This window comes from Streptomyces sp. NPDC111628 (genome assembly GCF_055635195.1).
The window spans coordinates 228,195-252,811 of sequence record NZ_JBVKBZ010000003.1; the positions used below are offsets into that span (position 1 = coordinate 228,195).

Consider the following 24,617-nt stretch of genomic DNA (forward strand, 5'->3'; position numbering starts at 1 on the left):
ACACCCCCTAGGCGGCCCCTGTCTGCCCGCGCCGGGCCCGTCACACACCAGCAGCGACCCGTTTCGCGAAGGAGTGACCTGCCATGCCCGCACCCCGCACACCCCGCCGGGTGGCGTCCGTGATCCGGCTGCGCCCGGAACACGCCGAGAGGTACCGGGAGCTGCACCGTGCGGTGCCCCGGCCGGTGCTGGACGCCCTCTCCCGCGCGCACGTCACCAACTACTCCATCTTCCTGCGCGACCACATCCTGTTCGCCTACTTCGAGTACACCGGCGACGACTACGAGGCCGACATGGCCGCCGTCGCCGCCGACCCCGAGACCCAGCAGTGGTGGACGCTCACCGATCCCTGCCAGCAGCCCCTGGACTCGGCGCAGCCCGGGGAGCGGTGGGTGACCGGCGAGGAACTCTTCCACCTGGACTGACCGCCACCCCATGCGAAGGAACACCGTCATGCCGCACACCCCCACTCCCCCGGCCCCCGAACTCGACGCTCTCGCGGCCGTCGTCACGGGCGGCGCGTCGGGGATCGGGCTCGCCACGGCCAGGCTGCTGGCCCACCGCGGCGCCCGGGTCGCCGTCCTCGACCTCGCCCCGGACGCCCTGCCGGCCACCGACCGCGAGGCTCTGCTCACCGTGCGGTGCGACGTCACCGACGACGACTCCGTGCGGGCCGGCGTCGCCCGGGCGGTGGATCTGCTGGGCGGCCTGGACATCCTGGTGAACAACGCGGGCATCGGCGCCCAGGGGACGGTCGCGGACAACGACGACGCCGAGTGGCACCGCGTCCTGGACGTCAACGTCGTCGGCATCGTGCGGACCACCCGGGCCGCACTGCCCCACCTGCGCGCCTCCCGGCACGCGGCGGTGGTCAACACCTGCTCGGTCGCGGCGACCGCGGGGCTGCCCCAGCGGGCGCTGTACAGCGCGAGCAAGGGCGCCGTGCAGTCCCTGACCCTCGCCATGGCCGCCGACCACATCCGTGAGGGCATCCGGGTGAACTGCGTCAACCCCGGTACGGCGGACACCCCGTGGATAGACCGCCTGCTGTCGAGCGCCGACGACCCGGCGGCCGAGCGCACCGCGCTCAACGCCCGCCAGCCGACCGGCCGTCTGGTGAGCGCCGAGGAGGTCGCGGCGGCCATCGCCTACCTGGCGTCCCCGGCGGCGGCGTCCGTCACCGGCACGGCCCTCGCCGTGGACGGTGGCATGCAGGGTCTGCGGCTGCGGCCCGACGGCAGCTGACCGGAGCGCGGCACACCGGACCACCCCCCGCATCGCACCCCCCACGTCAGTGACATGAGAACCGACGAAAGGGCACCCCATGCTGAGAACTCGGCGACGACCGGCCCGGACCCTGTTGGCCGCGGTCGCCCTGGCCCTGACGGCGGGCGCCGTCGGACCGGGAGCCGGGGCCGCCGCGGCCGCGGCCGGTTCCGCTCCCGGGAAGCTGACGGTCTACGTCTCCGCCACCGACGGGGACGACGCCAACAGCGGCAGCCGGAAGGACCCGCTGCGGACCATCGCCGCCGCCCGGGACGCCCTGGCCGGCCACACGTCGGCCAAGGCCCGCGGCACGGTGCTGATCCGGGGCGGCACCTACGTCCTCGACGACACCGTCGCGCTGAAGGGCACCGCGAACTCCTGGGTCACCTACGCCCCGTACCGCGACGAGAAGGTGACGATCACCGGGTCGCACGAACTGCCCGCCGAGGGATGGAAGAAGCTCACCGACCTCTCCGCGGAGACCCTCGCCCAGCCGCAGTACTCCTCCAACACGCGCCTGGACACACCCGAGTTGCGCGAGGGCGTGTGGGTCTACGACCTCGGCGCCCAGGGCATCGATCCGGGCACCCTGTACAAGAACGGCTTCAACTGGGTGCAGGACCCCTTCGCTCCCGAACTCGTCGTCGGCGGCGCCACCCAGGTCCTGGCCGAGTACCCGAACGGGAACTCCTGCGCCACGAAGGAGACCGGCTGCCACCTGTGGGGCACCGGCGACAAGTGGGACGCCGAGGCCCCCCGGGACCTCATGAACGTGGACCTCGACGCCCGTTTCGGCCTCCAGGACGACTGGAACTCCTCCGGCACCACCCCGCGGGCCCAGTTCGAGGACAAGAAGCAGCAGCTCGACGACGCGGACGGGCGCGACACCTGGTCGCCCGAGGAGATGCGGCGCATGACCCCGCAGATCTTCACGGTGGGCGGCCGTGCGGCGGCCGGGGACCGCTACAAGGGCTGGGCGCCCGAGGCGGTGCCGACGGTGGACGACCTCGGCACCCGTGGCTTCGGCGACTACGCCGACGTCCCGGTGCAGCTCGACCCGCGGTGGATCGAGGACATCGACAACACGAAGGCCGAGACGGAGGGCTGGCTGTCGGGGTACTTCGGCAACAACTACGCCAACGACATGGTGCGGATCCTGTCCTGGAGCGAGGACCGGCTCTACACCAAGTACCCGTCGATGTACATTCCGCAGGACGCGTGGACGAAGGTCAAGGTCCTCAACGTCCTGTCGGAGATGGACGCGGCCGGTGAGTACTACATCGACCGCTACGACGACAACGACGTCCTCTACTACCGGCCGGAGGGCGGGACGATCGAGGGCAGGGACGCCACGCTCCAGACCTTCGACAAGAACTTCTTCCTGCTCGACGGCACACAGGGTGTGACCCTGCGCGGTCTGACCATGACCGGGTCGCTCGTCAGCGGCGTACAGCTCCTGGACGCCGTCGGCACGCTCATCGACGCGGTCGACATCTCCAACGTGAGCATGGACGCCGTCCGCATCGGCCGGACGACCGACACCATCACGGCCATGCCGGACTACCAGAGCCTGCGCGGCGGCCACGACAACGTCGTGCAGAACTCCTACCTCCACGACCTGGGCGGCGGCGGGGTCCTGCTCGGCGGCGGCGACCGGGCCACGCTGGAACGGGGCGACAACGTCGCGCGGCACAACGAGATCGCGCGCTTCTCGAAGCTGGCGACCTACACGCCGGCGGGCTACCTGTACGGAGTCGGCAACTCCTTCGAGTACAACTACGTCCACGACGCACCGCACATGGCCGTACAGATCATGGGCAACGACATGCGCGTCAACCACAACCACTTCCACGACGTGGTGAAGAACGCCGGGGACATGGGCGCGGTCTACGCGGGCCGGGACTTCACGTATCTGGGCAACGAGATCGCGTACAACCACTTCGAGAAGATCGGCGGCTCCAACGACGCGATGTACATGGACGACGGCGCGTCCGGTGTGCGCTTCCACCACAACGTGGTGAACGGCTCGAACTCCGGGGTCAACCTCAACTCCGGGCACAGCAACACCGCGAACGACAACGTGTTCATCGGCGTGAAGCACGTGGGCCACGGCGGCATCTACCACAAGAAGGGCGAGACACGGCTGCCGCTGGACAACAGCTGGGTGCTGCAGAGCAGGTTCAACGCGTTCCTCGACGTCCGTGAGGGCGAGAAGTACAGCGCGACGCCCGAGACCGTGGCGGCCTGGCACGAGCACTACACGAGCGGCAAGGCGACGTACTCCGACGGGAAGCCGATCGCGTACCCGCAGGTCGAGCGGTGGTACGTGCCGAGGGTGACCGCGACGGGCAAGGACTGCACGGCGGCCGACTACGCGACGGCGGGCACCAACGGATGCAGCCGGGCGACGGTGTGGGACGACGCCGACTCGCTCTACGCGCCGTCCGGTGTGGAGATCGACCACGCGGTGGTCGTCGGCGGCGGCTCCGGGTTCGTGGAGACGACCGCGACGTTCACGGAGCCCGCGGCGGAGTACAACCTGTCGCGCTGGAGCGACAAGGTCAACACCCGTTCGGTGGCGGCCGCTTCGGTGACGGAGACGGGTCTGGACCTCGACACGCTGAAGTTCTCCGGCTCCGGCGCGGTGGCCGAGGCGTACGGGGCCGCGTGGGTCGCGGAGTGGAACCGGCACGTGACCGCGGCGGGGATCGGCCGGCCGTGACCGGCTGAACAGGGCGAGGCGGCCGAGGGACCGGTCCGGCGACGGGTCCCTCGGCCGCCTCGTTGTGGCCGTCCTACGCGTCCGGCGCGTCGGCCGGACGTCGGCGGGCCCACGACGACGTGATGTGCTCGCGCATCGCCTCGGCGGCCGCGTCGCCGTCCCCGGCGAGCACCGCGGCGGCGACCCGGGCGTGCGCCTCGTGCGTCAGCTCGATGTCCTCGCGCGTCGGGTCCCCGCTGTACTGCGGGGAGCGCACGGCCTTGCCCTGGATGCTGGAGACGATGGCCCGTCCGAACGCGTCCCGGGAGGCGTGGTGGATGATCTCGTGGAACTCGATGTCCGCGCGCGAGTAGGCCTCGGGATCGTCGATCAGGCCCGCGAGTTCGTCGAGCTTGGCCGAGAGCGCCGCCGACTGTTCCTCGTCGATGCGCCCGGCGGCACGGGTGGCCATCGCGCACTCCAGGGTGGTCCTGATCTCGATCAGGTTGTCCAGATAGACCAGGCGGTCCTTGCGCTGGAACAGCGCGTCGAGGACCAGCGGGTCGAGCAGGCTCCACTGGTCCTGGCCCAGGACGACGGTCCCCCAGCCCTGACGGGTCGCCACCAGCCCCTTCTCGGCGAGCGTCGTCGTCGCCTCCCGGATCACGGTCCGGCTCACCTCGTACTCCTCGCAGAGCTCGCCCGCCGACGGCAGCGCGGTGCCCGGCGGGTACTCCCCGAGCACGATGGCCGTCGCGAGGCTCTGGACGACGGCCGCAGCGAGCGGCGGCCGGCGTCGTTGAGGGCGGGACACAGCGGTGGTGTCCGCGGATGGCTTGATCATCTGGTCAGAGACTCCCCAAGTTCGTGCAGGTTCACCCGGCCCCCGCTGTCCAATGACCCCAGGTTAGCCGAACATGCTAAGGTCATCACTCGTATCACAAGTTACGACTCAGCCGTGGGAGACGCGATGCGCATCACCGGATACCGGTCCCTTGCCACGGTCCACGAGTGGGGACGACCGGTGGGCGACGTGAACGGCGTCGTCACCGCCGGCGTCACCGAGGTGCCGGTCCTGCTGCTGGAGACGGACGAGGGCCTGACCGGCGTGGGCCTCGGCGGCCACGCCGATGTGGAGCGGGTCTTCCCCGCGCTGGAGGGCCAGGACCCCCGGGCGGTCACCTCGCTCTACGACAGGATGCTCGCCCATGTCTTCAAGTCCGGGCACGGCGGGCACGTGTTCGGCACGATCGGCGCCCTCGACATGGCGCTGTGGGACCTCAAGGCGAAGATCGCCCAGGAGCCGCTGTGGCGGACGCTGGGCGCCGCCGACCGGTTCGTGCCGGGCTACGCCTCCGGCCTGGACTACGCGCTGACCGACGACGAACTCGTCGCGTTCCACGAGCGGTGGGCGCGGCGCGGCTTCACGGGCGCCAAGGTCAAGGGCGGTCTCGACGTGGACCGGGACGTGCGGCGCCTGGCGGCGGTCCGCGACGTGTTCCGGGTCAACAGCGACCGTCCCGCGCTCATGTACGACGTCAACGAGTCCTGGGGACGGCACCAGGCGGTGCGTCTGGCCCGGCAGGTCGAGGAGCGGGTCGAACTCACCTGGATCGAGGAACCGGTCCGGCGCTGGGACGTGGCGGGACACCGTGCGGTCGCCACGGGCATCCGCGCCGCCGTCGCGACCGGGGAGAACCTGACGGGCCTCGAGCACTTCCGGCCGCTGCTGGCCGCGGACGCGGTGGGGGTCGTGCAGACCGGCGCCGTGTGGGGCATCACCCACTTCCTGCGGGTCTCGACGCTCGCCTTCGGGCACGGCCTGCCGGTGAGTCCCGTCGGGTACAACGCCAACCCGGTCGCGCACGCGGCGGCAGCCGTGCCCAACCATCTGGTGACCGAGGTGCAGGACCTGGCCTTCCCGGTCGGACTGCGGGTGGACCAGGAGATCGCCGACGGCGGGATCGTGCTCGGCGACGCCCCGGGACTGGGCATCGAGGTCGACGAGGAGCGGATCGTCGCGCGGGCCGCGGCGGGCGGGTGGTCGCTCCCGTCAGGACCGCACGTCCGCCCCGCCGACGCCGGCCTCAGACTCGCACCGCAGGCGCGATGAGGACGTGACGAGGACGTGACGAGGACGCGCTGAGGAGGGAGCAGGACATGAGGACGCGAAAGGCTCTGGTGGTCCGCGGCGGGTGGGAGGGCCACGACCCGGTCGGCTGCACCGAGTCGGTCATGCCCGCACTGGAGCGCGCGGGGTTCGAGGTCGAGGTCGCCGAGGACCTGGCGGTGTACGAGGACCCGGGGCTGCTCGCCGCCACCGACCTCGTCGTGCACTCCTGGTCGGCGGGCGGGCTGACGGCGGCCCAGGAGGCGCACCTGGTCGACGCGGTGGAGGCGGGCACCGGCTTCGCCGGCTGGCACGGGGGCGTGGTCGCCACGAACGTCGCCAACCCCCGCTACCTGCGGATGGTCGGGGGCCGCTTCCTGTGGCACCCGGACGGCTTCCAGGAGTTCACCGTGCGGATCTCCGCCACCCCCGACCGGGACGGCGGGATCACCGAGGGGGTCACGGACTACGACGTGGAGACCGAGCACTACTGGGTGCTCACGGACTCCCTCAACACCGTCCTGGCCACGTCCGTGCTCGCCCCGGGCCCGGCCGATCCGTGGGACGAACCCGTCGAGTTCCCCGTGGTGTGGACGCGCCGTTGGGGAGCGGGGCGGGTCTTCGTCTGCACCCTCGGGCACCGCGTCGCGGACCTCAGGGTGCCGCAGACGGCGGCGATCGTCGGCCGCGGTCTCGTGTGGGCGGCGCGCGCGTGATGCCGGGGGGCGTCCGGGCCGCCCGGCGCTCCCGCCCGCGACGGCCCGGCACCCCGCGCGTGTCAGGTGCTCTCGCGCGCGACGACCCGGTGTCCCACGTCCCGGTGCGGGACGTCGACCGTGGCACCGCGCATCCGCGCCAGCAGCAGCTCGGCGCCCAACTCCCCGATCCGCGCGCTGGGTACGGCCACCGTGGTCAGCGCCGGAACCAGGTGCCGGGCCAGTTCGAAGTCGCCGAAGCCGGCCAGGGCGAGCGTGCCCGGCACGTCGATGCCGCGCCGTACGCAGGCCTGGAGGGCACCGGCGGCGAAGACGTCGCTGGAGAACATCACCGCGTCGGAGTCCGGGTACCTCTCCAGCGCCAGGTCCAGCAGGACGACACCGGTGTCCATGGTGACCGGCTCGGGACCGGCGTCCACGGTGCGCGCCTCGCCGCCCAGCAGGTCCCGGACGGCGCCGGTGTAGCCGTCGAGGCGCTCCGCGGCCCGGGGGTCGCCGGAGGTGTGCCGCCCGGCGAAGGTGATCCGCCGCCGGCCGCGCTCCACGAGGTGGCCCACCATCGCCCCTGCCGCCGCCGCGTTGGAGAAGCCGACCAGCAGGTCCACCGGGTCCTCGGACCAGCCCCAGGTCTCCACGACCGGCACCCCGGCCGCCCCGAGCAGCGTCAGCGTGCCCGGGGTGTGACGGGTCCCCACCATGAGCAGTCCGTCCGGCCGCCGGCCCAGGAAGCTGCGCAGCACCTCCTCCTCGTGCTCGGGCCGGTAGTCGGTGGTCCCGACGAAGATCTGGTAGCCGTGGGCCGCCAGCGCCGTGGAGAAGGCGTGCACCGTGTCGGCGAAGACCGACGCGTTGATCTGCGGCACCAGGGCGGCGACCGTACGGCTGCGGTTCGAGGCCAGGTTGCTGGCGGCCAGGTTGGGCACGTAGCCGGTGGCCGTGAGGGCCGCCTGGACCTTCGCGCGCGTCTCGTCGGACACCGACAGGGGGTCGCGGACGACCCGGGAGACCGTCTGCGCCGACACCCCGGCGGCCGCCGCGACGTCCGACAGGGTCACCGAACGGGTCGCGGAGCGTTTACGGGGACGGCGGGGCGGCGGCTGGGTCACGCCGGAAACGATATCGGGCGTCACAGTGCTCCCCGCGCCACCAGCGCCCGCATCAGATCCGCGATGCCGAACGTCCACGGCACACACGCTTCGCTCGGCCGGATCCGGTTGGCGAGCGTGCCGAGCTTCGGCGTGGCGACGGCGACGAGGTCGCCGTCGTGATGCGTGAACCCCTGGCCGGGCGCGTCGCGGTCCTCCACGGGCGCGAACATGGTGCCGAGGTAGAGCACCGCGCCGTCGGGGTACTGGTGGTGCGGGCCCAGCAGCTGCGCCACGAGGTCCAGCGGGTCACGGCTGATGGCGGCCATCGAGGACTCGGCGTCCAGCCGGTAGCCGTCGGCGCCCTCGACGGTCAGGGTCACCGTGGCCCGGCGTACGTCGTCCATGCGGAAGCCCGACTCGAACAGGCGCAGGAACGGGCCGAGGGCGGCCGAGGCGTTGTTGTCCTTGGCCTGGGGCAGCAGCAGCGCGGAACGGCCTTCGACGTCGCGGAGGTTGACGTCGTTGCCGAGTGTCGCGCCGACCACGGCCCCGGTGGAGGAGACGGCCAGCACCACTTCGGGCTCCGGGTTGTTCCAGCGCGAGGCGGTGTGCACGCCGGCGTCGGCGCCGCTGCCCACGGCGGCCAGCACGGGCGCCTTGGTGAAGATCTCGGCGTCGGGGCCGATGCCGACCTCCAGGTACTGGCTCCACGCCCCCTGCGCGACCAACAGCTCCTTGAGCGCGGCGGCCTCGTCCGAGCCCGGCCGCAGGGCGGCGATGTCGTCGCCGACGAGCCGGCGGATCTGCTCCCGGGCCTCGGCGGCACCCGCGGCGTCCCCGCGGACGCGTTCCTCGATCACCCGCTCCAGCATCGAGACGACGAAGGTGACCCCGGCGGCCTTGACGGCCTGCAGGTCGACCGGCGCGAGCAGCCACGGCCGTCGCGGGTCCCGGGTGTCGACGGGCGTGTTGGCCAGCACCTCGTCGAGCCCGGCGATCCGCTCGCCCCGGGCGGCCCGCAGCCGGGCGGCGGGGTCCGGCGTCTCGCACAGGTCGCGCACGGTCGGGAAGGCCGCGGTGATGTCGTGCAGGCCGTCCTCGCGGACGGCCACCACGGACGGCCCGAGGCCGGGACGCCAGACCCGGCCGACGAGCGCGCCCCCGGTTCCGTCGGCGGGCAGGGTGGTCGCGGCGTCGGGCCACTGGTTCATCGGATTCCTTTCGTGGTTGCCCCGGTCCCGTCCCGGCAGGTGCGAGGTGGTCGGGGCAGGGACGTTGACACTGCGAGCGGCGCCCGCCTAGCGTGCATGTTAGCGCTATCGGTAGCGCTAACAACAGGGTAAGGAGTCCCATGGCCTCGCGCGACAAACCCGGCGTTCTCAGCGGGTACCGGGTCCTCGACTGTTCCATCGCCATGGCCGGCCCGTTCGCCGCCCAGCGCCTGGGCGACCTCGGCGCCGACGTCGTCAAGGTCGAACCGGTCACCGGGGAGTGGCAGCGCCACGCCGCGGCCGGCGGGGCGGAAGGCAACCGGATCAACGTCTCCTTCCTCTCCCTGAACCGCAACAAGCGATCCCTCGCCGTCGACCTCAAGGACCCTGCGGGCAAGGAGGTCCTGCGCCGCCTCGTCGCGGGCGCCGACGTCTTCCTCCAGAACTACCGCCCCGGCGTCGCCGACCGCCTGGGCGTCGACTACGCCTCCCTGGCCGCGATCAATCCCTCCCTCGTCTACGTCTCCATCTCCGGGTACGGCGAGGACGGCCCCTACGCCCAGCGCCCGGGCCAGGACCTGCTGTTGCAGGCGATGTCGGGGGCCATGCTGTCCAGCGGCCGCTCGGGCGAGGCGCCGCGGGCCGCGGGGCAGTACCTCGTGGACGCCGTCACGGCCTCCACCGCCTTCGAGGGCGTACTCGCCGCACTGCTGCACCGCGAACGCACCGGCGAGGGCCAGCTGGTGACGGTGAACATGCTCGACGCCGTCACCACCCTCCAGATGCAGGAACTGTCGGTCCACACCGTCGGCGGGCTGCCCCAGACCCGCTCCGCCGAACCGCACGCCCACGTCTACATCCGCTCGCCCTACGGCGCCTTCCAGACCTCCGACGGCTATCTGGTCCTGGCCTTCCCGCCGTTGAAGAAGCTCGGCGAGATCCTCGGCGAGGACACCTTCCTGTCCATGGAGGACGAGGAGCACGGCTGGACCCACCGGGACGAGATCTTCGCCCGCACGGCCGCCCGGCTGCTGACCCGGCCCTCGCGGCACTGGCTCGACGCCTTCGCCGCCGCCAGCATCTGGGCGGGCCCCGTCTACGGCTACGCCGACCTGGTGCAGGACCCCCAGATCCGCCACAACGGCACCTTCGTCACCTACGACCATCCCACCGAGGGCCGTGTGACCGTGCCCGGCTTCCCCTACAAGTTCTCCGCCACCCCGCCCCGCATCGACCGCGGCGCCCCGCTCGTCGGGGAGCACTCCCGCGAGGTGCTGAGCGAAGCGGGCCTCGCGGAAGGGGAGATCGAGGAACTCCTCGCCTCCGGCGCCGTGACGGAGACGGCCTCATGACGCACGCCGGCCCGCCCTACCGCGGTCTGACCTGGGACCACCCCCGCGGGTACGACGCCCTGGCCGCGTCCGCGGGCGGCCTCGTCCACTGGGACGTGCAGCCGCTGGAGGGCTTCGAGTCCCACCCGATCGACGAGCTGTGCGCCCGCTACGACCTGGTCGTCCTGGACCACCCGCACCTCGGCGAGGCGCTGGACACCGGGTGCCTGCGGCCGCTCGACGACCTGTTCACCCCGGCGGAACTGGCCCGCTGGGGCGCCGACTCCATCGGCCCCACCATGCGGTCGTACGCCATGGACGGGCGCCAGTGGGCGCTGCCGCTGGACGCCGCCACCCAGGTCGCGGCCACCCGGTCCGACCTCGTCGGGGAGCCGCCCCGCAGCTGGGACGAGGTACGCCGCCTGGCCCGCCGGGCCCCCGTGGCCCTGTCCCTCGCCGGACCGCACGCCTTCCTCACCTTCGCCTCCGTCGCGGTCGCCGTGGGCGAGGAACCGGCCGCCGACCCGGACCAGCTGATCGGCGACGACACGGGACTCGCGGTGCTGGACCTGATGGCCGACCTCGACGCCCTCGCCCCGCCCGAGACCCGCGCACTCAACCCGATCGGGCTGCTGGAACTGATGGCCGCCACGGACCGACTGGCACACTGCCCGCTGGTGTACGGCTACGTCACCTACGCCGACCGCCTGACCTTCACCGACGCTCCCGCCGTGACCGCGGGCGGGCGACCGGGTTCCACGCTCGGCGGCACGGGCATCGCGCTCAGCGCCCGCTGCGTGCCGTCCCCGGAACTCCTCGCCCACGTGCGCTGGCTGATGTCCCCCGAGGCGCAGGGCGACTTCCTGCCCCGGCACGGCGGACAGCCCAGCGCCCGCACCGCCTGGACCTCCCCCGGGACCGTCGCCGCCGACTTCTACCGACGCACCGCCGCCACCTGCGAGCAGGCCTGGGTGCGGCCCCGGCACGCCGGCTGCATCGGCTTCCAGACTTCCGCGTCGGCCGCCGTACGCGCCGCGCTCGCGGGCGAGACCGACCACCGTGCAGCACTCGACCGGATGCGCGCCCTGTACCGGGCGAGCCGGACACCGAAGGAACGCCAGCCATGAGCGACACCGGCACCCTCCCGCCGCCCGACCTCGGCACCGACCACGTCCTGCTGGACGTCGCGGACCGGGTCGCCACCCTCACCCTGAACCGGCCCGCCAAGCTCAACGCCGTCACCCCCGACATGTCCCGGGCCCTGGTGCGGGCGATCGAGTGGTGCGACACGACCGACGAGGTCCGGGCGCTCGTCGTCACCGGGGCGGGCGAGCGCTCCTTCAGCGTCGGCTCGGACATCGGCGCACTCGACCAGTACGCCACCCCGTGGGACTTCCGCAACCGCGTCGACTACTGCGACGCCATCCGCGCCGCCCGCACCCCGACCGTCGCCGCGGTGGGCGGATACGCCCTGGGCGGAGGGCTGGAGACCGCCCTGTCCTGCGACATCCGGCTCGCCGCGGACGCCGCGTCCTTCGGCGCACCGGAGATCACGCTCGGCTGGATCGGGGGCGGCGGCATGGCCGCCTTCCTCAGCCGCGCGGCCGGGCCGAGCAATGCGGCACTGATGCTGCTCACCGGCGAACGCATCGACGCCGACCGGGCGTTGGCCTGGCATCTGGTGAGCGAGGTCGTGCCCCGCGCCGGACTGCTCGACCGTGCCCGCGCCCTCGCCGCCGTGATCGCCTCCCGCGCCCCGGTGGCGGCCGAGACGGCGAAGATCAACCTGCGGGCCGCCGGGAACCTGCCGGAGGACCAGGCCCTCGCCTACGAGCGCGACCTGCAGACCGTCTGCTTCGCCACCGAGGACGCGGCGGAGGGCCGGCGCGCGTTCGCCGAGAAGCGCACCCCCGTCTTCCACAAGCGCTGAGAGGAACGTCATGAAGCAACCCCGAGCCGCACTGGTGACCGGTGCCGGCGGCGCCCTCGGCCGGGCCACCGCGGTCCGGCTGGCCGCCGACGGACACGAGGTCGCCGTACTCGACCGCGACGCCGAGTCCCTGGAGAACACCGCCGCGCTGGTCGAGAAGGCCGGCGCCCGCGTGCTCGCCCTCACCACCGACCTGCGCGACGCCCCGGCCGTGGCGGCGGCCGTCGAGCGGACCGTCACCGAACTGGGCCCGCTGCGGGTACTGGTCAACAACGCCGCCGTGTACCCGAGCCGGGCCTTCCTGGACGTGCCGCTCGCCGAGTACGAGGAGGTGGTGGCGGTCAACCAGCGTGCCTACTGGGTCGCCGCCCAGGCTGCCGCGCGGCACATGACGGGCACGGGCGGCGGGGCGATCGTCAACGTCGCCTCGATCACGATGCACGGCGGCTGGGACTCCCTGGCCGCCTACGTCTCCACCAAGGGCGCCGCCGTCGCCCTGACCCGCGCCCTCGCCCGGGAGCTGGGTCCCGCCGACATCCGCGTCAACTGCGTCTCCCCCGGGGCTTTTCCGACCGCGGCCGAGGAGATCCACGAGGACCCCGGCGCCTATCGGCGGCACGTGCTCGACCACCAGGCCCTGAAGCGGCGCGGACGGCCCGAGGAGCTGGCCTCGGTGGTGTCCTTCCTCACCGGCCCGGACGCCTCGTTCGTCACCGGTCAGTGCGTGGAGGTCAACGGAGGGTGGGTGATGGCGTGAAGCTGTACGGACGTGCCCACGACCGGCAGTCCCTCGCCCGGCACGCGGGCGACCTGAGCGCGGCGGGCGGGGTGCGCTCCGTCGTCCTGGACGACGGCTCCGAACGCGGCATCCGCACGCTGGAGTTCCGGACCGGCGCCGGGCTGTCGTTCGACGTGCTGGTGGACCGGGCGATGGACCTCGGCGGGGCCGAGTTCGAGGGCCGGGGCTTCGGCTGGCGCTCGGCGACGGGCTTCAGGCACCCGGGACTGCACGAGTACCGCGACGACGACGGCCTGTCCATGATGCGCAGCTTCTCGGGGCTGCTGCTCACCGCGGGCCTGGACCACACGCTCTTCGGCGCCGAGGTGGACGCCTCGCAGTACCGCTATCCGCCGCGGCGCACGGCCGTGCACGCTCTCCACGGGCGGGTCGCCAACCTGCCGGCCCGGCTGACCGGGTACGGCGAGCGGTGGCAGGACGACGGCCGCTGCGTGCTCTGGGCGCAGGGCGAGGTGCGCCAGGCCGCGATCTTCGGGGAGCACCTGCGGCTCACCCGCCGCATCGAGGCCGATCTGGGCGGCAGCGAGATCCGCCTGATCGACCGGGTGCGCAACGCCGGCTTCGACCCGACGCCGCACATGTACCTGTACCACGTCAACGTCGGCTGGCCCTTCCTGGACGAGGGCGCCCGCTACGAGCTGCCGCCGCACCGCACCCTGTGGCGCAGCGACAGCGTCGCCGAGCAGGGCGTGTCCCACACCGAGATGCCCGCCCCGCTGCCGGGCTTCGTGGAGCAGGTCTACGAACACGAACTGGAACCGGACGCGGCGGGCCTGGTCCGGCCCCGACTGGTCAACGAACGCCTGGGCGTCTACTTCGAGTTGGAGTTCGACACGGCCCAGTTCCCGTCCTTCTTCCAGTGGCTGCACCTGCGCGAGGGCGCCTACGCGGTCGGATTCGAACCGTCCACGCACCATGTGCAGGGCGAGGCCGCGGCCCGGGAGGACGGGTCGATGACGTTCCTGGCCCCCGGTGAGGAGCGGGAGTACACCACCGCGTTCCGGGTGGGCCACCTGGACTGACCACCGGGACCGCGGTGCGGGGCGACGCGGGGGCGCGACGCGTCAGGAGGCGCGCCGGGCTCCCGTACGCGCGCGCCCCGTCAGCCACGCCGCCGTCACCAGCAGCGCGGGGAGCAGCGGTGCGGCGCCGGGCAGCAGACGCTCCAGCAGCGTGGCGGCGGCCGCGCCCAGGATCAGCAGTGCCATCGTCACCAGGGCACGCCACTGGACGCGCCGGGCCGTCACCGCGTCGGTGACGGCCCCCGTCAGCAGTCCCGTCAGGTACGCGGTCGGCACCTGCGCGCCCATCGCGACACGGACACCGGCGTTCTGGCAGCCCATCGCGGCCGCCAGGGTTCCCAGCATCGCCGCGCGCTCCCCGCCGGACGGGTCCCCGCCCACGGCGAGCCACCACGCCACGACGGCCCACAGCAGGACGAGCTCGAGCAGCAGGAAGTCGGCGGGGCGCAGGCGTCCGCCCCGCTGGGCACGGCCGGCCGCCCAGCCGGCTCCCGCCGCACCGAGCACGTAGCAGAGCACCGCGACGGCGGCCAGGGCGCCGAGCGTCGGGTCCCCGCCGCCCAGACCGACCCCGAGCAACGCCGAGTTGGCGGTGACCACGCTGGTGAAGACGCCGCCGAGGGAGAGGAAACCCCAGGCGTTGACGGCGCCCGCGGAGAAGGTCAGCAGCCGCCCGGCCCAGGTGTCCGCGCCCTGCCACGACCCCGGTGGGAGATCCCGATGCCGATTGCCCTCCGTGGTCCTCTCCTCGCCTCGTCCGGGCCCCGGACGGAATCCTCGCCGACCGACGTGGGGCACGGGCCGCGACATGCCGGGCGCGGCGACCGCTGCGTACGGTCGGCCGCACGGCGTGCCGGGCCTCGGCGTGCGCAAGGTGGCGGGAGTCGGTGCCGGTCTCAGTGAGCAGACGGACATGGGCAGTCGCCCGCGACAGTCACGCGCCCTTCGCCGCCGGCACGGGGGCGACCGCGAGACGGGAGCGCGAACCGAGGAACGCGGAGATCTTGCCCGGGCTGAACAGCCACATCACCTGGTGGATGCCCTGCTTCGACGCGGCCACCGTCATGAAGGTGACGGGCCGGTCCTCCCGGCGGACCAGGACGCCCGTAAAGCCGTTGGCGTCGACCAACTCCGCCTCCGCCTCCCCCCAGAGGCGCCGGTAGGTCGACAGCATGGCCACCCGAGCACGCCCCAGCACGGGCACACGGGCGCACCCCCGCATTCCGTTGCCGTCGGACAGGCTGACGGCATCGGGGGTGAGCAGGGCCTCCAGTGCCGCCACATCTCCCGTTTGTGCCGCTGAGACGAATACGTCGAGCAGGCGCCGGTGCTCGGCTGCGTCCACACTCTCCCGCTGCTCGTCCGACAGGTGCCGACGAGCGCGGCTGACGATCTTCCGCACATTGACGATGCTGAGGTCAAGGATGTCGGCGATCTCGGCGTACGGGTAGTCGAACGCCTCGCGCAGTACGTATGCGGCGCGCTCGGCGGGGGTCAGTCTCTCCAGCACCAGCAGCAGCGCCAGCTCAAGGGCCTCCGCGCGCTGCGCGCCCACCTCCGGGTCGGAGCTCGTGTCGACGGGCTCGGGCAGCCACGGGCCAACGTAGGTTTCCCGACGCACGCGCGCGGACTGGGAGACATTGATGGCCAGGCGGGTCGTGGTGCGCGACAGAAAGGCCACCGGGTTGACCACGACCGAGCGATCGGTCCGCTGCCAGCGCAGCCACACCTCCTGGACGACGTCTTCGGCCTCGACCGCGCTGCCGAGCATGCGGTAGGCGATTCCGAAAAGGCGCCGGCGGTGCTGTACGAAGACAGAGACAGCTTGGTCGAGATCGTTTGCCGCGGGGTCCAGTTCGATATGCATGAGCCATCGGCCTCCGTTGCTCCGGTCCGTGTCTCTCATAGACCGAGGCAGTTCCGTAAGTGTGACAGATTCGTGTCGAGTGAGACGGCCGAGGCCCGTCCCACGTCAGGCTTCCTGAGGTGACACACGGTGTTCATCGCGACGCTCCGAGGGACACCGCTACGTGGCAGTCACGGCGATTCTCCTTCTGCGGCAGGTCCGTCTCCTCCAGGCGGCGTTCCTCGGCCCCAGCGGGCACGGGCCCAGTGCGACGCACACCTTGCCCTCCGGTAGCCACGTGGCGTTCCGCTCTGCGAGTCAGGGACGACACCGATCCTGGCCGCGTGTGGAAGCGTCGTCATCAGTCGAATGACCAGAAGCCCGTCCGCCCGGCCGCCCTGCCGTCCCCCGTCGCAACGCCGAGCAGTTCGTCGGCGTCCACCGGCCGAATGACCGAGGCGAGGCCGGTCGAGCCACTGGACGTCGTCCAGGATCACCCAAAGACCGTACGGAACAGGACCATGCAGTCACCTGACTGATGCCGGCGCTCGCTCCGCCAGGCACAGTGTGACCAGATCCCCATCGCTCGATGCAGCTCGCACCACACGGTTCTCCGCGGTGCACCGGGGTTCGGCAGTGATCCTGTGCCCGACGGACTCCTCGCCTCCCATCCGGTGCGCTCCCTGTTGCGCCGGACGGCCACCCCAGTACGAGGTACCCGCGCTGGACCACAGCGCGGCGGCGGCATTGATCGGCGCCCGCTTCCCGGGTCTCACCGCACGCGCACGGCGACACCCTCATCCGCATCGGGCCCGGCCGCCATCGACCTCCAGGCGCACCGGGTCGTGCACATCGGGTGGGTTCGTCGGTGTGACGCCGGTCGAGGCGCCGGCGCTCTGCGGCCCGGGGGTGGGCGGTCAGTGGTGCATCAGCAGCATGACGACCGTGCCCAGGCTCATCGATCCGTCCCAGAAGTGGCGGTACGGCCTTCCGGTGCTGGAGCCGTCCTCCGAGCGCGGGACCCTGCCGAGTGCGGGCATGTCGCGGGTCAGCGACCGCAGAGCGCACCCGAGGAGACAGAGCGCCAGTACTCCGGTGACTGCGGCACCGGTCTGCGCGTGCTCGCCGACGTGGCCCGCATGCCCGGCCTGCTGCATCGCCGGGAGGCCCTCGGTCGGGGATGCGTGCGAGGCGTCCGCAGCGGAGTAGGTCATCCAGGCCATCGCGGCCATGCCTGCCGCGTACGGCAGGCTCCGTCCGATCGCGGTCGGCCACGGCTCGCGGCGGCGGCCGACCGCAGTCAGAGGAAACCAGAGTGCGGCGGCCGCGAAGAGCGCTGTCATCGGAGCCTGTGGCAACAGGCGTCCCCAGCTCCACGGCATCACCGCCATGGCCAGGGCCATGGCGAGGTGCAGGAGTTGGTCGACGCCGTCGCGCCATCCGGAGCCACCTGACAGGACGCCGTGCCGCAGTGTCCGGACGGCAACGGCCGTGAACAGCACGGTCAGCATGCAGTTCACGACGTCAGCAGCCGGCATGCCGTCTCACGCCCTTCTTCGATTCCGAGCATTCACCGCCGTCGTGGACGGTCACATCGTTTGACGAACGCCACGCCCCTGTGCCGAGGCTCCATGGCCGTCTCCCAGAGGTGACCGCGCGGCCTGTGAATTCGTGACGCCCTCGAACGGTGTCACAACAATGGCCCGCGTCCTGTCCTACGTGCAGACTCCGCAGTGAGGCCTCGCCGAGGCCCACGGCCGCCTGTCACAAACGCAGTCACCACTTTGTCTTCCTACTGGGTGCCGAACTGGCGGAGAACACCCTGCCGGTCGGTGCCGACGCTCCCCACCCATCCGATTTCCCGAGTACGAAGAGGTGACTCACCATGCTCAAAAGCAGCAATGAGAAGGCCGCTGCCGGCCCCGGTCGATACGAAGCACTGACCGGCATCTACACCATTGACCCGGTGCACAGCGTGCTCGGCTTCTCCGTCCGGCACGCCATGATCTCCCAAGTGCGCGGGAAGTTCAGCGCCTTCGAAGGACTCCTCAAGCTCGACGGGTTCAAGCCGTCCAGGTCCGAGGCGCATCTGAGCGTCCAGACCGGGAGCCTGGACACCGGCATTCGGGAGCGGGACGAGCACCTCACGGGCCCCGACTTCTTCGACTCCGCGACGTTCCCCCTGATGACGTTCCGCTCCACGGGGGTCGTCGACACGGGCGGCGACACATTCCGTCTGGCCGGAGCCTTGAAGATCAAGGACGTCGAACTGCCCCTCGCCATCGATCTGGAGTTCGGTGGAGCCGGTCGGGACGCCGACGGGCGGGACCGGGTCGGCTTCTCGGGTACAGCCACCCTGCGGCGCTCCGACTGGGGCCTCACCTGGAACGCGGCGCTGGAGACCGGGGGCGTCCTCGTCAGCGACAAGGTGACGCTGGTCCTCGACATCTCGGCCCTGCGCGCCGACCCCGCGGCCGCTGCCTGACACCAACCCGGAGTCTCCCGAAACTCGACGAGCACACTGCGGGCCCGGCCCGGTGGGGCCGGGCCGACCCGTCGCATGTGGTGACCGGCCGCGAAGCGGACAGGCCCTGAGGCCCTGAGCCGGCGGTCAGGCCACCGCCGCCGGCGCGTTCCGGGACCGGCGTACCAGACGTCGCCTCGAGGCGCGGCGTTCCTGCTCCGTGGTGCCGCCCCATATGCCCTCGACGGCATCGGTCTCCAGGGCCCAGTCCAGGCACTGCTGCCGCACGGGGCAACGACGGCACACAGCCTTCGCCTCATGTATCTGCATCAGTGTCGGACCGCTGGTGCTGTCCCCGATGGGGAAGAAGAGGTCAGGGTCCGTGCCGAGGCAGACGGCCCTTTCACGCCAGTCCACAGAAGACCTCCTTGTCGAAGTCTGGGCCGGTTCCCGAAGGCTCCGGCCGGTCTGTCACAGGTGAGACCGAAGGGTCGACGTTTGTGTGACACACGGCAGCGGTCGCAGTCACAAGACGCACCGTTGCCCGGTCTCCGTGCTGAGCGGACGAGCAGGCGTCCTGCCGAGGACGCAGCCGTCCCGTTCGAGCCTTTGTGCGTGGTGTGAGGGAGGTTGCTGCAATGGATGTCGGCGACGACGCGGTGCCGATCGCTGAGCTGCTCGACGAGCGGCGGCAGCTGCTGGAGCTCGCCTCTTGGATGCTGGGCAGCAGCCGTGCTGCCGAGGGTGTCGTCGATGAGACGTACCGGCGGTGGTACGAGCAGTCGGATCCCGCGCGTGCTCGGATCACTGCCCCGCGTGCCTGGCTGGCGCAGGTCGCCGGGAGGATCTGCCTGGCTCGCCTGGCCCTGCCGGAGCGAGGCGAACCCGGCACGGACGACGGGCGGTCCGGCGAAGTGGCACCCGCCGGTGTGGCGGCGGAGCGGCAGCGGATGCTGGAGGAGGAGATCAGCGAGGTGCTGCTGAATGCGCTCGACGCGCTCTCCCCGGCCGAGCGGGCGGCGTTCGTGCTCAACGATGTCTTCGGGATGGTGCCGGAAGCGGTCGCCGGAACAGTAGGTCGCTCCGAGCCGGAGTGCGAGGAACTGGCGGACCGTGCACGGCGTAGTCTGCGGGCCGGGCGGACACGTCCTACGCCGCCGCGGCAACACGACGCGGTGGCCCGAGCGGTGGGGCACGCCTGCGCGGCGGAGGATGCGGAACGCCTGGCGTCCTTGCTCGCCCCGGACGCGACAGCGTTCTTCGACGGCGGCGGCAAGGTCAGGGCACTGGTCAAACCGGTGCACAGCAACACCCAGGTCGCCCACGCCTTGTTGACCCTGCTGGCGCGGCACCCGCGTACCGCGTTGCACACCCGCTCCGTCAACGGACGCAGCGGTCTGGTCGTCCGCTACGACGACCGGGTCGTGGCGGTCATCAGCCTCGATATCGCCGGCCCTCAGGTGGTCCAGGTCTGGGTCACCCTCAACCCCGACAAACTCCGCACCTGGAACCGCCCCGGGCCCAGGCCGTCACAGATTCCGGCGATGCCCGGTCTTCAGTGTGAAGCAAGTTGTGAGAGCCCGGACCGCCGACGTGAAGTCGACCGTGCCGGGAAGCTACGGAGGTGTGTCACAGTGCATGAGATGGACTCGATGGACGGGCTCGGACCCAAGATGCTGGCGGATGTCAAGCCGCCCTTCATCCCCGAGGGAGCCTCGGGAATGACCGTTGCCGTCGAGTGGCCTCCCGGCCACCCGGGAACCCCTCCGCACCGCCACTCAGGGCCGTGCTTCGGCTACGTCACCGAAGGCGAGGTCCAGTGGGAGCTCGAGGGAGAGCCCGAGCGTGTGCTCAAGGCCGGTGACACGTTCTGGGAACCGGGTGGTGACACGATCCACTACAAGAACGGCAACGCCCGGTCGGACGCGTCGGCCAAGTACATCGTGTTCATGCTCTGCGCGCCGGGCAAGCCGATGCTCACGCTGGTCGACGACGAGGAGCTGAAGCAGCGGGCCCACCTGCGCGCACCGCGACCCACGGACTGACCGCCGCGGCCCACCGAACCGCGCCGGAGCGCCGGGGCGGTCGCGGCCAGGGCGGGAGTGCTGCTGTTGCACCATCAGATCGAGCGTGACCTGTGCGAGGTGTCGACGTCCGCCGGTCCGAGCGGCGTCACGACTCCTTCCCTGCGGGGCGACGACCTGTGACTACCATCGCGTTCCGCCACATCGGCATGCACGGACACGTCAATCCCATGCCCGCGGTGCGGCCCCTGACAGTCCCGTCTGTTACGCCGTGGCGGATGCAACCGCGCCCGCCGCGCCGGGAAGGTCACCGTGCATCGGCTCGATCGGCGTCGACTCCGGCGACCAGACCGCGCAGGACGGGCCCGTACTCCGGGTGGGCCGGGGCGGACGCCATCTGGGCGACCAGGCAGTCCGCCGGGTTGCCGGTGTCGTACCAGCGGCCGACGGAGCGGCGGAGGGCTCGGGCCGCTCGACCAGACCGGTGATGCGCTCCCGTCGGTGCACAGTTGTTCGATCAGGGCGGGGTTGGGACGGAAGTGGCCCTGGATGAGGCTCTTGCCGCCCGAGACGACGATGGTGATGTCGGTGATGCCGGAGTCCACCAGCTCGCGTACGGTGTGCTCGATGACCGGTCGAGTGGGCGCACCGAACCGGCCGGCAAGGCAGACCCCACGCTACCAAAAGGTGGGACTGGTAAACGGTGTCACAGCATCGGCACCTTGCCGGTCTTCATTGTCGTCCCCGCCCGAGCGGGGACGATTCGGTCGACCATGAGGAGAGAGCCATGACTGTCCAGTCCAAGGAATTCAACTTCGGTATGCCCTGGGAATCTCTCTACGGGTACAGCCAGGCCGTGCAGGCCGGCGACACGCTGTACATCTCCGGGCAGGTGTCGCACGACAGCAACGGGGCCTTCGTCGGGGCGGGCGACTTCGAGCTCCAGGTGAGGACGACGCTCGACAACCTCGACCGGGTGCTGGAGCACTTCGGCGCCGTCCGCAGCCAGATCGTCGAGACCACCGTCCTCGTCAAGGGCCTGCGGGAACACTTCGACTCGGTCGCCCGCCTGCACGCCGCGTACTGCGGTGACCACCGGCCCACCAGCACCGTCATGGGGGTAGCCGACCTTGCGCTGCCCGACCAGCTCGTCGAGATCGGCGCGGTCGTCCGCCTCGACGTGACGCACCAGTAGCCCGCAGGGCCGCACCAACCGCAAGGTGGCCGAGATCAAGGCGCTCAAGCAGGGCCCTGAACCGCTCCGTCGGCCCCGTCGTCGGCACCACCCTGGGCGATCGCCAGCCGAGTCAGTTCGACACGCGTGTTGATGCCGAGCTTGGTGAAGATGTGCTTCATGTGCGTGTTCACGGTGTGCACCGACACGTAGAGGCGATCGGCAATCACCCGGTTGGTGAGGCCCTCGACGACGAGCGGGATCAGCTTCCGCTCGGATTCGGTCAGGCTCCCCCACTCCGGGAAGCCGGTCCTGCGTTGTGGGACGGCGCCGGTCCGCACGCCGAGCTGCCGCAGGCGCCGCCTGATCCGTGCGTGATCGCCCAGGGCTCCCGAGGCCCAAGTCAGCCGACCCGCCTCTTCGAGGCACCGGATCGCCGGCGCCGTATCGGCCGATGCGGCCAGGAGCTCCCCGAGGTCCTCGCAGGCCGCGGCCAGGGCCAGCGGTCTGCCGGCGCTCCGGTATCCGGTGACGGCGGACGCCAGAGCACGGGGGTCGCCGCGGAGCAGACCGTCCACGTGGGCGCGGACGATCACGATGATCTGCTGGCTGTCGTCCTGTGCAGTCAGGTGGTGCAGTGCATCGGACACGGCCCGGGCGACCGACAGATCCTCGCCGCGGAGAGCGATGCGCACGATCTCGGGCCACAGGGAGGGAGGTACGGCGAGCAGCCGTCCCGGTTCGTGGTCCCCGAGGCCGCGCGTGAGTGCCGCTGCCGCCGCGGTACCCCGGTCCTCCGCGGCCTCCAGGCAGGCGCGGGCGAGGGCCACCCACAGCCCGTACCGGTGGGTGGGGGTGCCGGACCGGGCTTCGGCGGCGCTGAGATGCTTCCCGGCCTTGGCTAGGTCACCGCGTCTGATCTCCACCCACGCCAGCAGGGCGCGGGCCTGCGGGTGCAGTTGAGCGATCTCGCGTTCGTCCGCCACCGCCAGACAGGCCTCGGCCTCCACCGCCGCGTCGTCCAGCGCACCTTGTTCGAGAAGTGCGCAGGCACGGGCGGCGTGCCAGTGGGGAAGTGACCAGCCGAGGGCCGGCTCCTCCGCTGCGCGCCGTCCCTCCCGCAGAATCAGGCCGGTTTCCGCGAGTCGGTCGGTGAAGGTCAGAACCGTGGCCAGCCAGAGCGCCGGAATCCGCGGGGGCCGCAGACAGAGCACGGCGGGCTCCTGGCCGGCCCCTTCGACGGCCTCCTCGGCAAGCCCGATGGCGCGGGCCAGGTGCCCGCGGTAGAAGGACGTCTGTGACCGGAACACCTTGGCGCTGACGGCCAAGGCCGGATCGTGACTGCGGTAGGCGGCCTCGACCAGCCCGGTGTCGGTCTGTTCGGCAGCGGTGATGTTCCCGAGGTACACATGGCCCGTCGCTCTGGTCTTCAGCAGCCGGGTGCGCACCCCGGGCGGCAGAGCGGGCAGGTCCAAGGCATGTCGGAGGTGTGTCATCGCGGCGCTGTCGTCGCCCGCCGTCTGGTGGATCTCGGCGGCCACCAGGCGCAGCCATGCCTCCTGCAACGGCTCAGGACCGTCGGACAGGGTGGCGTCGACGAGGTCGAGCGCCTCCTGAACGCGGCGGGTCCGGCCGAGGTACTCGGCGGCGTCGGTCAGCAGGGTGACGCGACGCCGGTCGTGCGGGGGCAGCAGACCGGCGATCCGCTGGGCGAAGTCCGCGGCCGCGTCGGGGGCCGTCGACGACACTTCCCGTACGGCGGTGTGCAGCGTGGTCAGCGCGTCGTCGCCGAGCGGACCGCCCGACACGACCATGTGCCAGGCCACCGTCGCCGATCGTGCCCCGGTGTCGCGCAGGCAGTCGGCCGCCTCCCGATGCAGAGCGGTCCGTACGGCCAGGGGCAGGTTCTCGTGGACGGCCTGCCGTACGAGGTCGTGGCGGAAGGCGAGTCGCGGGCCGTCAGCGATGAGCAGGCCGACGTTCAGCGCGGCCTCGACTCCCGACAGCAGGCTTCCGACCTGCCTGCCGAGCATGCGTGCAGCCGTGCCGAGGTCGAATTCGCGGCCCAGGACGGACCCCACCTGGAGCAGACGCACGGCGTCCTCCGGGAGCCGGTCCAGACGCGCCGCGAGACTCAGCCGGAAGCCGGCGGGGACGGCCCGGTGCGGGACGCCGCAGTCCTCCTCGGCGACATCCGTGTCGGCACAGGCCCGCACCAGTTCCACCGCCAGGAACGGATTGCCCGCGACTCCTCGCAGCAGCCCGGCCAAGCCGGGTGACGGGCCCGCACCGAGCACGTCGGCCGCGAGGTGCCTCAGCTCCTGCTGCGACAGGGGGCCGAGGGTCAGCCATCGGGCTCCGAGGCGTTCGAGGTCCTCCCGCAGCCGGGCGACGGTCGGCCGCTCGGTCTCCGACCGGACCGCCAGCACCCACAGGATCCGCGAGGCGGCCAGTCGCGCGGGCAAGGTACGGAGCGCGTGGAGCGTGGCCGGATCCGTCCACTGCGCGTCGTCCACGAGCACGGCCACGGGGGCCCGCTGGGCCTGTTCCTCCAGGGCGTCCGCGGTGTCGTCCAGCGGCCGCAGCCGCTGGTCGTCCGTGGCCCCGGTGGCTCGGCGAGAACCGAGGGACCGCACGGCGGACCGCAGGGCGGCTCCTGCCGCGAACCGGTCGAGTGCGTCGGCCCGTACGGACACCACATCGAAGCCGGTCCGCCGCGCCAGCGCGTCCAGCTCCGCGAGCAGCCGGCTCTTGCCGACACCGGGCGTGCCTTCGACGACGACGCAGGCGCCCCGTCCCCCACGCACCACTTCCAGGGCCTCACGGGCAGCCGTCATCTCGCGGGCCCGCCCTCTGAGGTGCAGCCCGTTCACCGCCTGCGTCCCGCGCCCACGGGTCTGCTCGTCGGCGGGATCTGCGCTGCGCATGAGGCAAG

At 71.9% G+C, this 24,617-nt stretch carries 21 protein-coding genes; 13 read left to right on the forward strand and 8 right to left on the reverse strand.

The window, feature by feature from the left end:
• Window positions 1-83 precede the first annotated feature (83 nt).
• The 3 genes from ACZ7MF_RS15975 (at window position 84) to ACZ7MF_RS15985 (ending at window position 3,988) form a co-directional block, all read left to right on the forward strand.
• Window positions 84-425 (forward strand): L-rhamnose mutarotase, encoded by a 342-nt coding sequence (locus tag ACZ7MF_RS15975; protein ID WP_471477410.1) that lies wholly within the window; start codon window positions 84-86, stop codon window positions 423-425.
• Between the two features lie 28 nt (window positions 426-453).
• Window positions 454-1,245, forward strand: a complete 792-nt coding sequence (locus ACZ7MF_RS15980) for an SDR family NAD(P)-dependent oxidoreductase (protein ID WP_471477411.1) — start codon at window positions 454-456, stop codon at window positions 1,243-1,245.
• Between the two features lie 79 nt (window positions 1,246-1,324).
• The gene (locus ACZ7MF_RS15985; RefSeq protein ID WP_471477412.1) at window positions 1,325-3,988 is read left to right on the forward strand and encodes a right-handed parallel beta-helix repeat-containing protein; all 2,664 of its coding nucleotides are present in this window, start codon (window positions 1,325-1,327) and stop codon (window positions 3,986-3,988) included.
• A gap of 73 nt (window positions 3,989-4,061) precedes the next feature.
• On the opposite strand, the gene ACZ7MF_RS15990 is transcribed toward ACZ7MF_RS15985, so the two are convergent.
• Window positions 4,062-4,811 (reverse strand): FadR/GntR family transcriptional regulator, encoded by a 750-nt coding sequence (locus tag ACZ7MF_RS15990; protein ID WP_471477413.1) that lies wholly within the window; start codon window positions 4,809-4,811, stop codon window positions 4,062-4,064.
• Window positions 4,812-4,937: 126 nt separating this feature from the next.
• On the opposite strand from ACZ7MF_RS15990, the gene ACZ7MF_RS15995 reads away from it, so the two are divergent.
• Together ACZ7MF_RS15995 and ACZ7MF_RS16000 are read left to right on the forward strand one after the other, a co-directional pair.
• Window positions 4,938-6,080, forward strand: a complete 1,143-nt coding sequence (locus ACZ7MF_RS15995) for a mandelate racemase/muconate lactonizing enzyme family protein (RefSeq protein WP_471477414.1) — start codon at window positions 4,938-4,940, stop codon at window positions 6,078-6,080.
• 47 nt (window positions 6,081-6,127) lie between these two features.
• Complete coding sequence (locus ACZ7MF_RS16000) at window positions 6,128-6,793, forward strand: ThuA domain-containing protein (protein WP_471477415.1); 666 nt, start codon at window positions 6,128-6,130, stop codon at window positions 6,791-6,793.
• A 62-nt stretch (window positions 6,794-6,855) separates the two neighbouring features.
• Here the strand turns inward: ACZ7MF_RS16000 and ACZ7MF_RS16005 are convergent, their stop codons facing one another.
• Together ACZ7MF_RS16005 and ACZ7MF_RS16010 are read right to left on the reverse strand one after the other, a co-directional pair.
• A complete protein-coding gene (locus ACZ7MF_RS16005; RefSeq protein ID WP_471477416.1) occupies window positions 6,856-7,899 on the reverse strand; it encodes a LacI family DNA-binding transcriptional regulator in 1,044 nt (347 codons plus the stop codon).
• Between the two features lie 20 nt (window positions 7,900-7,919).
• Window positions 7,920-9,092 (reverse strand): fumarylacetoacetate hydrolase family protein, encoded by a 1,173-nt coding sequence (locus ACZ7MF_RS16010; protein ID WP_471477417.1) that lies wholly within the window; start codon window positions 9,090-9,092, stop codon window positions 7,920-7,922.
• Window positions 9,093-9,232: 140 nt separating this feature from the next.
• On the opposite strand from ACZ7MF_RS16010, the gene ACZ7MF_RS16015 reads away from it, so the two are divergent.
• The 5 genes from ACZ7MF_RS16015 to ACZ7MF_RS16035 are packed head-to-tail and all read left to right on the forward strand — an operon-like array spanning window position 9,233 to window position 14,174.
• Window positions 9,233-10,444 (forward strand): CaiB/BaiF CoA transferase family protein, encoded by a 1,212-nt coding sequence (locus tag ACZ7MF_RS16015; protein WP_471477418.1) that lies wholly within the window; start codon window positions 9,233-9,235, stop codon window positions 10,442-10,444.
• Window positions 10,441-11,550 (forward strand): carbohydrate ABC transporter substrate-binding protein, encoded by a 1,110-nt coding sequence (locus ACZ7MF_RS16020; RefSeq protein ID WP_471477419.1) that lies wholly within the window; start codon window positions 10,441-10,443, stop codon window positions 11,548-11,550. The genes ACZ7MF_RS16015 and ACZ7MF_RS16020 overlap by 4 nt, the downstream gene beginning before the upstream one ends.
• A complete protein-coding gene (locus tag ACZ7MF_RS16025) occupies window positions 11,547-12,353 on the forward strand; it encodes an enoyl-CoA hydratase/isomerase family protein (RefSeq protein WP_471477420.1) in 807 nt (268 codons plus the stop codon). Before ACZ7MF_RS16020 ends, ACZ7MF_RS16025 begins: the two co-directional genes overlap by 4 nt.
• Window positions 12,354-12,363: 10 nt before the next feature.
• Complete coding sequence (locus ACZ7MF_RS16030; RefSeq protein WP_471477421.1) at window positions 12,364-13,110, forward strand: SDR family NAD(P)-dependent oxidoreductase; 747 nt, start codon at window positions 12,364-12,366, stop codon at window positions 13,108-13,110.
• Complete coding sequence (locus ACZ7MF_RS16035; protein WP_471477422.1) at window positions 13,107-14,174, forward strand: aldose 1-epimerase family protein; 1,068 nt, start codon at window positions 13,107-13,109, stop codon at window positions 14,172-14,174. Before ACZ7MF_RS16030 ends, ACZ7MF_RS16035 begins: the two co-directional genes overlap by 4 nt.
• 42 nt (window positions 14,175-14,216) lie before the next feature.
• Here ACZ7MF_RS16035 and ACZ7MF_RS16040 read toward each other — a convergent pair whose 3' ends face one another.
• The 3 genes from ACZ7MF_RS16040 to ACZ7MF_RS16050 all read right to left on the reverse strand — a co-directional run bounded on the left by ACZ7MF_RS16040 (window position 14,217) and on the right by ACZ7MF_RS16050 (window position 17,558).
• Entirely contained in the window at window positions 14,217-14,972 is a 756-nt protein-coding gene (locus tag ACZ7MF_RS16040) for a DUF1275 family protein (RefSeq protein WP_471477423.1), read from the reverse strand.
• A gap of 136 nt (window positions 14,973-15,108) precedes the next feature.
• Entirely contained in the window at window positions 15,109-16,041 is a 933-nt protein-coding gene (locus tag ACZ7MF_RS16045; RefSeq protein ID WP_471477424.1) for a sigma-70 family RNA polymerase sigma factor, read from the reverse strand.
• A gap of 896 nt (window positions 16,042-16,937) precedes the next feature.
• Window positions 16,938-17,558, reverse strand: a complete 621-nt coding sequence (locus ACZ7MF_RS16050) for a DUF5134 domain-containing protein (protein ID WP_471477425.1) — start codon at window positions 17,556-17,558, stop codon at window positions 16,938-16,940.
• Window positions 17,559-17,905: 347 nt separating this feature from the next.
• On the opposite strand from ACZ7MF_RS16050, the gene ACZ7MF_RS16055 reads away from it, so the two are divergent.
• Window positions 17,906-18,505: a YceI family protein gene (locus ACZ7MF_RS16055; RefSeq protein ID WP_471477426.1), complete on the forward strand. Its 600-nt coding sequence runs from the start codon at window positions 17,906-17,908 to the stop codon at window positions 18,503-18,505.
• Window positions 18,506-18,631: 126 nt separating this feature from the next.
• Here ACZ7MF_RS16055 and ACZ7MF_RS16060 read toward each other — a convergent pair whose 3' ends face one another.
• Window positions 18,632-18,901 carry a WhiB family transcriptional regulator gene (locus ACZ7MF_RS16060; RefSeq protein WP_471477427.1) on the reverse strand — a complete coding sequence of 90 codons (270 nt, stop codon included), beginning with the start codon at window positions 18,899-18,901 and terminating at the stop codon, window positions 18,632-18,634.
• A gap of 1,226 nt (window positions 18,902-20,127) precedes the next feature.
• Between ACZ7MF_RS16060 and ACZ7MF_RS16065 the strand changes: the two genes are divergently transcribed.
• Window positions 20,128-20,529 carry a cupin domain-containing protein gene (locus tag ACZ7MF_RS16065; protein WP_356858300.1) on the forward strand — a complete coding sequence of 134 codons (402 nt, stop codon included), beginning with the start codon at window positions 20,128-20,130 and terminating at the stop codon, window positions 20,527-20,529.
• Between the two features lie 766 nt (window positions 20,530-21,295).
• Window positions 21,296-21,703 carry a RidA family protein gene (locus ACZ7MF_RS16070; protein ID WP_471477428.1) on the forward strand — a complete coding sequence of 136 codons (408 nt, stop codon included), beginning with the start codon at window positions 21,296-21,298 and terminating at the stop codon, window positions 21,701-21,703.
• Between the two features lie 44 nt (window positions 21,704-21,747).
• On the opposite strand, the gene ACZ7MF_RS16075 is transcribed toward ACZ7MF_RS16070, so the two are convergent.
• Window positions 21,748-24,609, reverse strand: coding sequence for a helix-turn-helix transcriptional regulator (locus ACZ7MF_RS16075; RefSeq protein ID WP_471477429.1), 2,862 nt, complete (start codon window positions 24,607-24,609; stop codon window positions 21,748-21,750).
• Between the last annotated feature and the right edge of the window lie 8 nt (window positions 24,610-24,617).